Raw genomic sequence first — 10,605 nt, 5'->3', positions numbered from 1 at the left:
GCCGAGTCGGGAGCGTGTGTGGTTCGTTCATGGCGACTACGATTGGCGCCGAATGTGCGTGCTTTATCCCCCGTATGTCACCGTTTCTCGACGGCGGCGACCGTCGGCGCGACCGTGACACAACCATGACATGGCGCTGACGAGGCGGAGACACGACCGGCCGACAGTGGACAGGGTCGACCGGCGAGCGAATTACGGAGCGTGCTGTGAGACTCGGCGGCGTGTCGCGAGTGTTGTTGATCGAGGATGACCCGGCCGTACGGGAGGGCCTTGAGCTGGCCCTGACCCGGCATGGGCACCGGGTGCGCGCGGTGGAGTCCGGTGAGGAGGGGCTGGAGCGGCTGCGTATGGACCTTCCCGACGTCGTCGTGCTCGATCTGATGCTGCCCGGCATGGACGGGTTCGAGGTCTGCCGCCGTATCCGGGCCGCCAGGGAGGTGCCGATCATCATGCTGACCGCGCGCGGCGACGACATCGACGTGGTGGCCGGGTTGGAGGCGGGCGCCGACGACTACGTGGTCAAGCCGGTGCGGCCCAGGGTGCTCGAGGCACGCATCCGCGCGGTGCTGCGGCGGATCAGCCGGGACCAGGCGGAGCTGGAGCGGCACGGGAACCTGACCATCGACCGGGCAGGGCTGGTGGTCGCCAACCGCGGCGTGCCGGTCAGCCTCACCCCGACCGAGCGGCGCCTGCTGCTCGAGCTGTCCGGCACGCCGGGCCGGGTGCACAGCCGCCAGCAGCTGCTGGAGTCGGTGTGGGAGCACGGGTACTTCGGCGACTCGCGTCTGGTGGACGCGTGCGTGCAGCGGCTGCGCGCGAAGATCGAGGACGACTCGGCGGCGCCCGTCTACGTGCAGACGGTGCGTGGGTTCGGGTACCGGTTCGGGCCGGTGTGAAGCGGCCGATGGCGCCTTGGCCGCCCCTGGGACTGCGTGCCCGGCTGTTGTTCGTGTTCGCACTGCTGTGTGTGGTCACCGCGGCGGCGGTGGCCGGCGGGAGCTACCTCCAGGCCCGCGTCGACATCCTGCAGCGGGCCCAGGATGCCGCGGTGGACACGATGAGAGACCGCCTGCAGGCGCTCTTCCCGTTGCGGAATCCGGCGCCGGACGCGGCCGAGCTCGGCGAGATCGCCCGCACCGTGGCCGACGGGAGCAACGACGCGATCGCCATCTATCACGAGACGCGCTCACCGGCCGCCCCCGGCTCGCCGTGCCCGCCTTCCGGCGGGCCATGCCGACGTGGCCTGGATCCCGAGATGATTCCCCGGGGGCTGCGGCGGGAGGTGGCCGACGGCCACATGGCGTGGCAACGTGTGGTGTGGCCGGACGGGCCCTACCTGATCATCGGCACGCCGTTGCTGATCGTCGAGGGGGACCGGCCGAAGCGGGCGTCCGGCATCGAGGTCTACGTCGCGCACAGCCTGGCTCCCGAACAGGGCAGCATCGACGACCTCGCCGCACGCGCCTGGCTCAACGGCGGGGCGGCCCTGGGGTTCGCGGTCGTCCTGGCGTCGCTGGCCACCCGTGGCGTGCTGGGCCCGGTGCGCGAGCTGGGCCGGGCGGCACGCCTGCTGGGCGAGGGCGAGTTGCGGACCAGGATCGCGGTCCGCGGCTCCGATGAGCTGGCCGAGGTGGCACGCACGTTCAACACCACCGCCGCGGAGCTGGAACGGCACGTCGAGCAGCTGCGCGAGATGGAGGCCGACGCCCGCCGGTTCGTGGCCGATGTGTCGCATGAGCTGCGTACCCCGCTGGCCGCGCTGACCGCGGTCGCCGAGGTCCTGGACGAGGAGGCGGCCCGGCTGCCCGGGCCCGCCGGCAGGGCCGCCAGGCTGGTCAGCCAGGAGACGCTCAACCTCACCGTTCTGGTGAACGACCTCATCGAGATCAGCAGGTTCGACTCCGGTGTGGCGGCCCTCGCGCTGAACGAGGTCGACGTGGCCGAGCTGGTGCGCGCGACCCTGCGTACGCGGGGCTGGTCGGAGCAGGTGCACACCGAGCTGCCGGCCGCGGTGACGGCACGGCTGGACCCGCGCCGGGTGGACGTCATCCTCGCGAACCTGGTCGGCAACGCCCTGCGGCACGGCGAGCCGCCGGTGTCGGTACGGCTGTCCGCCGACCCGCACCAGATCGCTCTGGAGGTCCGCGACCACGGGCCGGGGCTGGACGAAGCGGTGCTGCCGCACGTGTTCGACCGGTTCTACAAGGCCAGCGCGGCCAGGGCCAGATCCGAGGGCAGCGGCCTGGGCCTGGCCATCGCGCGGGAGAACGCGCGCCTGCACCGAGGCGACCTCACCGTCACCAACGCCCCGGACGGCGGCGCCGTGTTCACGCTGCGCCTGCCACGCCGGGCACACGATCCGGACGGAGGTCCCAGGTGAGGACCTGGCTCGCCCGCCGCGTGCTCGCCGCGGGCCTCGTATCGCTCGTCGCCGTGACCGGCTGCGGCGTGCAACCCAGCGACACCATCTCCTCCGGCGAGCCGCCGAGCGGAGCCGTCGCACCGACCACGGCGATCACCCTCTACCTGGTGAAGAACGGCCGACTCAGCGCGGTGACGCGGCCCGGTGGTCCTCCACTGTTCATAACGGACACGCTCGCGCTGCTGGCGGCCGGACCGACCCCGAGGGAACAGGCGCGCGGATTCACCACCGACGTCCCGCCCGACGCGGGCCCGTTCTCGGTGACCGCCAAGTCGGCCGACCGCCTGGTGGTGACCCTGTCCACTCCGGCCGACGAACTGTCCACACGGGCCGTCGCGCAGATCGTGTGCACGGCCGCCGCCACGGTGCCGGAAAGCCCTGCCCGGGTCACCGTCGCCGGCGCCGGGCAGAGCGTCGGCCCCCGGAGCTGCCCGGGGCGACGGTAGCGGCCTGCCCTCTGCTTCGGACAGATCGCCGTGGTCCTGCTCGGCCCTCCGCTCCCGAACGTGTCCCCAGCCGCCAACTGGCGCCGACCGCTCAGAACCTTGACTCTGTCCGGTCCGCGGCCCGGCGTGACCCGCGCAGGTCAGCGGCGAGTTCGTTGGGTTTTCCGCGATTGCTACTGGTACCCCAGACAACACCACAGCCCGGTGAAGGTGCGGTCACCGCGATTAGGTGGTCGCGGGGACGGGGGTGGGCGACTCGGTGCGGATGGTGAGGGCTGCGGCGATGGCCAGGAGGCCGATGGCGGCTGAGAACAGGTAGGTGTTGACGAAGCTCTGCTCCGACGGCAGCCCACCGACCGTTCCCGCCGCCAGCAGCATTCCGCCGATCTGGGCGCCGAAGCTGCCGCCGACACTCTTGGCGATGAAGACCACGCCGCTCACCCCGGCGGCGCGTTCGGCCGGCATGTCGGCGGCCACCACGTTGAGCGCGGCCGTGAGGGCGATCGTCCCGCCGAGGCCCACGACCGTCAACCCGGCCACGATCTGCCAGGGCGAGGTGTGCAGGAAGGCGAGCATGGCGGTGCCGCCCGAGATGAGGGCGTTGCCGAGCACGAGGGTGGCCCGCCGGCCGAGCAGGCGGGTCAGCGGGCCGACGAGCGGCGCGACGAGGGTGCCCGCGACTCCGAGGGGGAACAGGTACAGGCCGATCTGGGTGATGGTGGCGCCCATGCCGTACCCGGTCTCGGCGGGAACGGTCAGCATCAGCGGCAGCGCCACGACGAGCCCGAACGAGGCGAAGCCGAGCACGAAGCCTATCGCGGTGGCCCCTGACGCCGAGCGGCCGGCCAGCAGCCGCAGGTCGACCAGTGGGTCCTTCACCCGGCGCTCGACGATCAGCCACACCGCCAGCACAAGCACCGAGGATCCGAGCAGGGCGAGGGTCTCTGGAGCGTTCCAGCCGCTGCTGGAGGAGACGGTCAGGCCCAGCATCAGCAGCGTGAGCCCGCCGCCGAGCAGTAGTGCGCCGGCCCAGTCGATCCGGCTGCCCGCGGCCCTGGCCGTGGAGGGCACCGCGAACCACGCCCAGATTGCGGCGCCGGCCGTACCGATCAGTGTCATCAGGAACATCCAGCGAAAGCCCAGCAACGAGATGAGCGGCCCGGCCAGGACCAGGCCGAGGGCACTGGCCAACGCGGCGATGCCGATCACCACGCCGTTGCCGGTCGCGATCCGCTCGGGCGGCAGGGTGTCGCGGAACAGGCCGACGGTCAGCGGCAGCATGCCGAGCCAGACGCCCTGGACCGTCAGGCCGATGATCAGCACGAGCACGTTCGGCGCCAGGCTCGAGATGAGCGTGCCCGCCGCGGTGACCCCCATCAGGCAGAGCAGTACGGTCCGTTTGTTGTAGAGGTCGGCCAGCCTCCCGACGATGGGCGTGCTGACCGCCGAGCTGATCAGGCCTCCGGTGAAGAGCCATGCCAGCTGGCCGGGCGAGGCGGCCAGCTCCTGCTGGATGAGCGGAAGCGCAGGAGAGATCATTATTTCGAGGAACTGAAGGAGTCCGAGGAACATCACCGGTGCGCCGATGATGCCGAAGGCGGATCTGGACATGCTTGTCCTTTCGGGGGTGTCTGTCCGGCCCCGCGGTTTCCCCGGAACCCGTGGCCTTGCTATGCCGGGCCGAGCACTCTCGGTGTGATCAGAGCGTGCGCGACGTCGACGAAGTACTCCTCGGAGCAGTCCTGAACACCGAGGATGACGGTCTGGCCGAGGCTGGACAGCGTCGCCTTCAGCGCCCGGGCCAGGCGCAGGGCCTGTCCGTGGCTGAGCACGGACCCGTCATGCGCGCGACCGGTGAACAGCCCGGCGAGCTCTGTCTCCACGGAGCGGATCGCGTCGCCGAGCCTGCTCCGCAGTTTCGCGTCGTTCAGTACGAGGTCCAGCAGGCGTCCTTCGAAGACGAGTTGCCCGATGGCCTCCGGGTCGTTCGCCATGCGCCAGAACTGGCGGGCCACATCGGCCACGACCTCCTCCAGCGGCAGGCCGGCAGAAGCGGCGGCAATCGTCTCCGGGTCGAACGGGCCCGCGTAGTCGGTCACCATGGCGACCAGCAACCCGTTCTTACCGCCGAACAGCGAGTAGACAGCGCCCGTCGTCAGACCGGCCCGTTCGGTGATCTCCTCCAGCTTCGCCCGTGAGCCCTCCCGGCCGACCACTTCGCGTGCGGCGTCGATGAGGGCCCGCTTGTTGGCCTCCTTGCTCTCGGCCCTGGTCATCCTCACGGGCTCGTCCTCCATCTGCTTGCCGAAACGATAAATGGATTATTAGAGTAATTCAACTACTAGAAACGCGGAGGTCAGATGGACGTCGACAAGCACATCAGCCGGGTCCCCGACTACACCGCGTTCCCGACGGTGGACGAGATGCACGCCGAGCTCGACGAACTCGCCGCCGCCCATCCGGACCTCGTACGGCTGCGCCGCATCGGCACCTCACGCCTGGGCGAGCCGCTGCGTGTGGCCACGATCGGCTCCGGCCCCCGCGACGCGGTGATAATAGGCGGTCCCCACCCCAACGAGCCGATCGGGTCGCTCACCGTCAGTGCCCTGATGCGGCAGCTCATCGAGGACGCCTGGCTGCGGGAGGAGTTCGGCTTCCGCTGGCATCTGATCCCCTGCGTCGATCCCGACGGCGCCAGGCTCAACGAGGGCTGGTACGTCAGGCCGGGCGACCAGCGCGCCTACGCCGAGCACTTCTACCGCCCCGCGGAGTGCGACCAGGTGGAGTGGACGTTCCCGCTGACGGAGGGCGAGCACTTCTTCGACCGCACGCTACCGGAGACCGAGGCCGTGATGCGGCTGATGGACGAGGTCAGGCCCGCCTTCGTCTACTCCCTGCACAACGGCGAGCTACAGGGCGCCTTCTACTACCTCAACAAGAACGACCCCGCCCTCGCGGCCCGCCTGGCCGGCCTCGCGACCGGCCAGGGGCTGCCCCTGCACACGGGAATCGCGGAGGTGCCGGGCGCGGCCCCGATCGGCCCCGGCGTCTACCCGACGCCGCTCGGCGCCGAGCTGGCCGGGTTGTACGGCATCGGCGGCGGAAGCTCCGACTACGCGGCCCGCTTCGGCGCGCTGCACCTGGTCACCGAACTGCCCTACTGGGCCGACCCCCGCTTCGCCGACACCGCCCCCACCGAGCGGGAGCACCGCGACGTCCTCGCGACCGGCGTCGCCGAGCAGCGCGACCTGATCGCCGAGCTGAAACGGTCCCTGGCCGCGGTCGAGCGCGACCTGACCGTGCCCTCGCCGTACCGCCGCTCCCTGGTGGACTTCCTGGACACCTACGACGACATCCTCTCCGCGTGGGAGGAACTGCCGGACGCCGGCAGGCCCGCCACGGTCGCCGAGGTCGTCGACATCCGGCAGCGTACGCACACCGTGCGACTCAGGTACGGCGGAACCTACTTGCGCATGCTGGACGCCGAACTCGCCGCGGGCAACCAGACCCCGGCGATCCGGGCGGAGCGGGCCGCGGTGGGCGCCCATTTCAACACGTGGTTCGACGAGGCGGAGGCCGACGCCAAGGCCACGCCCATCCCGATCCGCACGCTGGTCGCCGTGCAGCTCGGCGCGGCGCTCCTCGCGGCGGACTCCCTGACCGGCTGACCCGCACCCCTTCGTTGATGAAACCGCCCAGCTCGTCGTAGCCGAGGACCGGGACCCGGCATGGTGCAGGGCCCCGGTCTTCCACTGGTCGTTGAAGACCGGGGAGCCAGAAGAGCCGGGCTCGGCCGTCGACGTCGGCCAGGCGGTCGTCAGCCGGACCAGGGATGCCGCTCGGCGTGCTCCAGCATCTTCAAGGCCTCGCGCGGCTGTCGGCGCATCGGCTCGGTCCACCGGCGGATGTCGGGGCGGGGATCGGCCATGCGCTACGTCAAACCCGGCCCTAAGGTCATTGCCAAGGTCACCGAGATCCTGCCACCCGTCTCCGTACCCACTGACGGTTCCTGCCAGTGTTGCCCCTTTTAGAGGCAACGGACAGCAGGGTCTCGTGGCGCACCGACGGCGTCACCTTCTCTACCTGGGCCAACACCGCTCGCGTGTAGTCGGTGACGGCTTCCTTAACGACAGGCCGTGCTCAGGCCGTGAGGTTGAGCCCGGGCGGCACACCGACCGGGCGGGTGCCGTCGGGCTGGCGGACGAACCGCAGCCGGTATGTGCCGGGGACACTGACCAGAAGGTTGTCGCCGTCCGGGCGGAGGGTGACCATGCCGGCGGAGAAGCAGCCGTCGGGGGCCGGCTCGATCGGCGCCACCAGGCTCAGCCCGAGCTCCAGGACACCTTCATCGGTGATCGTGGCCAGGGTTCCGACCTCGGGGCTGAGATAGACGGCCGCCGGCGGCATGGCGCCTTCGACCGGCGCCGCACAGGGCAGGAAGGCGCGGGCCCGTCCCGGGGCGTAGATCGACCCCGCCATGATCTCGCCGTCGATCACCCGCAGCCGGTTGTCCCCACCGTGCCAGGTCCCGTCGCTCGTGAGCGCGAACGTGCCTGAGAGGCCGCCACCGCCGGTCAGCGTGATCCTGCCGTCGTCCTCCTGCTCGATCTGGAATGTCGTCTCGGTTCCCGAGTCGTGCCAGAACCCGCTCAGCGCCTCGGCCGCCGCCTGGTCTTCGATGAGGGCGAGCCGGGCCTCGTCGGGCAACCCGGCAGCCAGGCGCAGCGCCTGGTAGCCGACCCTGCCGGGGTCGATCGAGGTGTTGTTGGTCAGCACCACGACGCCGATGCCCTGCTCGGGCAGCAGGAGCAGCTGAGAGTGGTAGCCAGGCGCGCCGCCCGCATGGCCGAACGCGGGCTGCCCGCTGACCGTCGTGTGGTAGATACCGAGGGCATACGGAGCATTTGTGTCGTCCCGTTCGAGCAGCGCGTCGCGTACGTCAGCGCCGAGGACCCGGCCGTCGTGGAGGAAACCGAACCACGGCCCCAGGTCGGCGACACTGGTCACGATCATGCCGTCGCCGACGGCGCACTCCTCGGTGTCCGCGCGGCGCACCCCTTGTTCCGAGACGCCATAGCCGTAGGCGTACCTCGCCAGCGGCTCCTGGCTATCGTCACGGAAGTGGGTGTCGGTCATGCCCAGCGGGGCGAAGATGCGCTCGGTCGTGAACGCGCGCAACGACTGCCCGGTGATCCGTTCGATGGCGGACGTCACGAGGATGTAGCCGGTGTTGGAGTAGGAGAAGTCGGTGCCCGGCTCGAAGTTGACCTCGGTCAGCCCGGCGACGAAGGCCAGCGCCTGGGCTTGCGTTATCCGGGTCAGCGACCGGCCGGCCAGCATGGACAGGGACAGCCACTCCCGCAGGCCACCGGTGTGACGCAGGCACTGGGCGACGGTCACCGGCACGGACAGCTTGAGCTCCGGCAGGTGCTTGCGAATGTCGTCGTCCAGCGAGAGCCGCCCGTCGCGGCACAGCAGCAGGGCTGCCGTGGCCGTGAACTGTTTGCTCATCGACGCGATGTCGAACCGCGTCCGGGTGTCGATCGGCACCTCGAACTCCACGCTGGCCATTCCGGCGGCTGCGTGGTGGATCAGCCTTCCGTCGGAGTAGACCCCGATCGCGAGCCCGGGACCTCCTGGCCGCACCGACGAGTGCGCCAGGTCAGACAACCTCTCTGCGACATCCATGCCCGACATGGTCGCAGGGAGATGCAGCGCCCAAGTTTGTCGAAACGCCCAAAGTAGATGGCCTGGGCATTGGCCTGCGCGACCAGGTGCCGCGCTCGGCCGACCGCTGCTGACGCGTGGACGGGGCCTCCCCCTGAGATGTGGACACCTTGAGTGCCAGATCATGGAGATCTGGAGACCAAGGAGTTCCTGGTGGTCATGGAGGTCCACCTGCCTGAGTTCAAAGCCGATGCCGTCGCGCTGTACCTGGCAGATCCGGCCCGGACGATCGCCTCGGCGGCCCGGGACCTGGTCATCAGCCGTGAGACGCTGCAGTTGTGGGCGCGTCAGGCTCAGCCAGCGGGCACCGCACCGGAGAAGGCCGCGGCCGGCGCCGAAGCGTTCGGACGCCCCGCTACCCTCCGGTGATGCAGGCCCAGGACTCCTGAGGCAACGAGTACAACGGGTACGACGAACCCCTAGATCAACTCAAAAGGAGCTGTTCAGGCAGCCTGAGCGCGGCCTTCGACACCGAGGAGCTACCACCTCCCGTTCTGGGAACCAAGGTCCCTCCCCCTCCTCCTCCCGCCGACTTCTCGGACGAACCACCGTTCTGACCAGATGGTCGTGTCGGCTTCCGCTGTCTGCAATCTGGGTTGCGATAACCCTTACTTATCGCAACCCAGAAACCATGATCACCCCACCCTCTGGAGAACCGGTGCCCGATGTCCCGTCTCATTGGACTTGAGGCAGTCTCACTGATCATGAGACATCCCGTCGTTCGTCTCACCTATACGTGGTGGCTGGCGCTCTGAGTGCATGGAGGACGAGAGATGGGCGATGTTCTGGCCGCCGATGAAGCCGGAAACCTTCTGACCGCCTTCCACGCGGTCGCGGAGGAGACACACTTTGAGGACGGGCCCACGCCGCTGGCGCTGGTGGCGGTGTGGAACGACGAGCGGCTGCTGCTGACCTTCAACCGCCTACGCCAGTACTGGGAACTACCCGGCGGCATGGTCGACCCAGGTGAGACACCACGCCAGGCGGCCATGCGAGAGCTGCGGGAAGAGACCGGCCTGGATGTCACCGGCCTCGTGTTCGCCGGACATGCACGCTTCGTCCTCGGCCCGGAGCGGCGCGTCGAGTACGCGGCCCTCTACACCGCGCACGCCGGCGAGCGCCCGGATTTCACCCCCAACGAGGAGATCGGCGCGATCTGCTGGTGGGACGGCATCCAGCCCCTCATGGGCCGCGTCCAACCGCTGGACGCCTATCTGGGGAAACTGTCCAGAGTCAGGCGACCCCGAACGCGTCGTCCCGGAACGGAGGAATCGGCCTCCGCGTAGGTGGAAACGGCCCAGCACCGGCGAAGAAACGAGGATTTGCCCCATGATCAGTGAGAGGGCTTCGCTGTGATGCGTCTCATCCAATTTGAGGCACCGCAGGTCAGGGCACTCTTATGCCTCATGATCGATGAGACGGGACACCCGACTCCCCCGACGCCCTCCTCACCCCCGAATCGGCCCCCGAGCCAGACCTCGGTCCGAATCCGCTCGCCGAGACCGTCCTTCCCGCCCGGCCCTCCGGCGGGTACGGCGCGCGCTCCGTGTCCTTCGCGGCCGCCGTCCCGGACGCCCCCCCGCGGGCGACGTCGACCGGGCACTGTCGGCGGCCGCGCGCGCCCGGGTCGCCGACGGGTTCGCCACCGCCACCGGCCGCGCCTACGCCCGCGACTGGACCGCGTTCACCGCCTGGTGCGCGACGCGCGGGCGCCCCCCGTTGCCGGCGACCGCCGAGACGCTGGCCGAGTACGTCACCTACCTGGCCGCCGCCCCCACCCGAAAGGGCACCCTCCCGGCGCCGTCGACCGTGGAGCGGGCGCTGGCCTGCATCCAGTCCCGGGAGAGTTTCGCGAGTTTCGCGAGGCACTCGCGCGCGGGCGTGCGGGAGGGCCCGCGCAGTTCACCCCGCTCTGCCCTACGGTGAGGCAACGTCCCTGGGCAGCTTGTCAACGGACGGCTTACGGGGAAGAGGGACCGCGATGGCGCACCACACCGACCCAGCCGATCC

Annotated in this window: 9 protein-coding genes; 6 read left to right on the top strand and 3 right to left on the bottom strand. The window is 70.0% G+C overall.

The annotated features are described in order from the left end of the window. Positions 1–221: 221 nt before the first annotated feature. Genes PKF00_RS43710 through PKF00_RS43700 form a run of 3 tightly spaced genes read left to right on the top strand, consistent with a single transcriptional unit; the run spans position 222 to position 2,868 of the window. Positions 222–896 carry a response regulator gene (locus tag PKF00_RS43710; protein ID WP_271223697.1) on the top strand — a complete coding sequence of 225 codons (675 nt, stop codon included), beginning with the start codon at positions 222–224 and terminating at the stop codon, positions 894–896. 8 nt (positions 897–904) lie between these two features. Further along, entirely contained in the window at positions 905–2,380 is a 1,476-nt protein-coding gene (locus PKF00_RS43705) for an ATP-binding protein (RefSeq protein ID WP_271223696.1), read from the top strand. Then, on the top strand, positions 2,377–2,868 hold the full coding sequence (locus PKF00_RS43700) for a GerMN domain-containing protein (protein WP_271223695.1): 492 nt from the start codon (positions 2,377–2,379) through the stop codon (positions 2,866–2,868). The genes PKF00_RS43705 and PKF00_RS43700 overlap by 4 nt, the downstream gene beginning before the upstream one ends. Positions 2,869–3,093: 225 nt before the next feature. Here the strand turns inward: PKF00_RS43700 and PKF00_RS43695 are convergent, their stop codons facing one another. Beyond that, positions 3,094–4,479 carry an MFS transporter gene (locus PKF00_RS43695; RefSeq protein ID WP_271223694.1) on the bottom strand — a complete coding sequence of 462 codons (1,386 nt, stop codon included), beginning with the start codon at positions 4,477–4,479 and terminating at the stop codon, positions 3,094–3,096. A 59-nt stretch (positions 4,480–4,538) separates the two neighbouring features. Then, a complete protein-coding gene (locus PKF00_RS43690) occupies positions 4,539–5,144 on the bottom strand; it encodes a TetR/AcrR family transcriptional regulator (protein WP_271223699.1) in 606 nt (201 codons plus the stop codon). Positions 5,145–5,228: 84 nt separating this feature from the next. Here PKF00_RS43690 and PKF00_RS43685 point away from each other — a divergent pair, with 84 nt between their 5' ends. Further along, positions 5,229–6,536 carry a M14 family zinc carboxypeptidase gene (locus tag PKF00_RS43685; protein WP_271223693.1) on the top strand — a complete coding sequence of 436 codons (1,308 nt, stop codon included), beginning with the start codon at positions 5,229–5,231 and terminating at the stop codon, positions 6,534–6,536. A 472-nt stretch (positions 6,537–7,008) separates the two neighbouring features. Here PKF00_RS43685 and PKF00_RS43680 read toward each other — a convergent pair whose 3' ends face one another. Beyond that, positions 7,009–8,556, bottom strand: coding sequence for a serine hydrolase domain-containing protein (locus tag PKF00_RS43680; RefSeq protein ID WP_271223692.1), 1,548 nt, complete (start codon positions 8,554–8,556; stop codon positions 7,009–7,011). A gap of 198 nt (positions 8,557–8,754) precedes the next feature. Between PKF00_RS43680 and PKF00_RS43675 the strand changes: the two genes are divergently transcribed. Both PKF00_RS43675 and PKF00_RS43670 read left to right on the top strand, forming a co-directional pair. Beyond that, positions 8,755–8,964 carry a transposase gene (locus PKF00_RS43675; RefSeq protein WP_271223698.1) on the top strand — a complete coding sequence of 70 codons (210 nt, stop codon included), beginning with the start codon at positions 8,755–8,757 and terminating at the stop codon, positions 8,962–8,964. A gap of 404 nt (positions 8,965–9,368) precedes the next feature. Beyond that, complete coding sequence (locus tag PKF00_RS43670) at positions 9,369–9,881, top strand: NUDIX hydrolase (RefSeq protein ID WP_271223691.1); 513 nt, start codon at positions 9,369–9,371, stop codon at positions 9,879–9,881. Positions 9,882–10,605: the final 724 nt, after the last annotated feature.

It is taken from the genome of Streptosporangium carneum (assembly GCF_027922005.1).
Lineage (GTDB): Bacteria > Actinomycetota > Actinomycetes > Streptosporangiales > Streptosporangiaceae > Streptosporangium > Streptosporangium carneum.
The sequence above is the reverse complement of the archived record's forward strand: the minus strand, read 5'-3'. Positions and strand labels throughout refer to the sequence as shown.

Bases quoted from the DNA above. Each gene is read 5' to 3' on its own strand.
- PKF00_RS43705 (WP_271223696.1), top strand. From the start codon at position 905: ATGGCGCCTTGGCCGCCCCTGGGACTGCGTGCCCGGCTGTTGTTCGTG.
- PKF00_RS43695 (WP_271223694.1), bottom strand. From the start codon at position 4,479: ATGTCCAGATCCGCCTTCGGCATCATCGGCGCACCGGTGATGTTCCTC.
- PKF00_RS43690 (WP_271223699.1), bottom strand. From the start codon at position 5,144: ATGACCAGGGCCGAGAGCAAGGAGGCCAACAAGCGGGCCCTCATCGAC.
- PKF00_RS43685 (WP_271223693.1), top strand. From the start codon at position 5,229: ATGGACGTCGACAAGCACATCAGCCGGGTCCCCGACTACACCGCGTTC.
- PKF00_RS43680 (WP_271223692.1), bottom strand. From the start codon at position 8,556: ATGGATGTCGCAGAGAGGTTGTCTGACCTGGCGCACTCGTCGGTGCGG.
- PKF00_RS43675 (WP_271223698.1), top strand. From the start codon at position 8,755: ATGGAGGTCCACCTGCCTGAGTTCAAAGCCGATGCCGTCGCGCTGTAC.
- PKF00_RS43670 (WP_271223691.1), top strand. From the start codon at position 9,369: ATGGGCGATGTTCTGGCCGCCGATGAAGCCGGAAACCTTCTGACCGCC.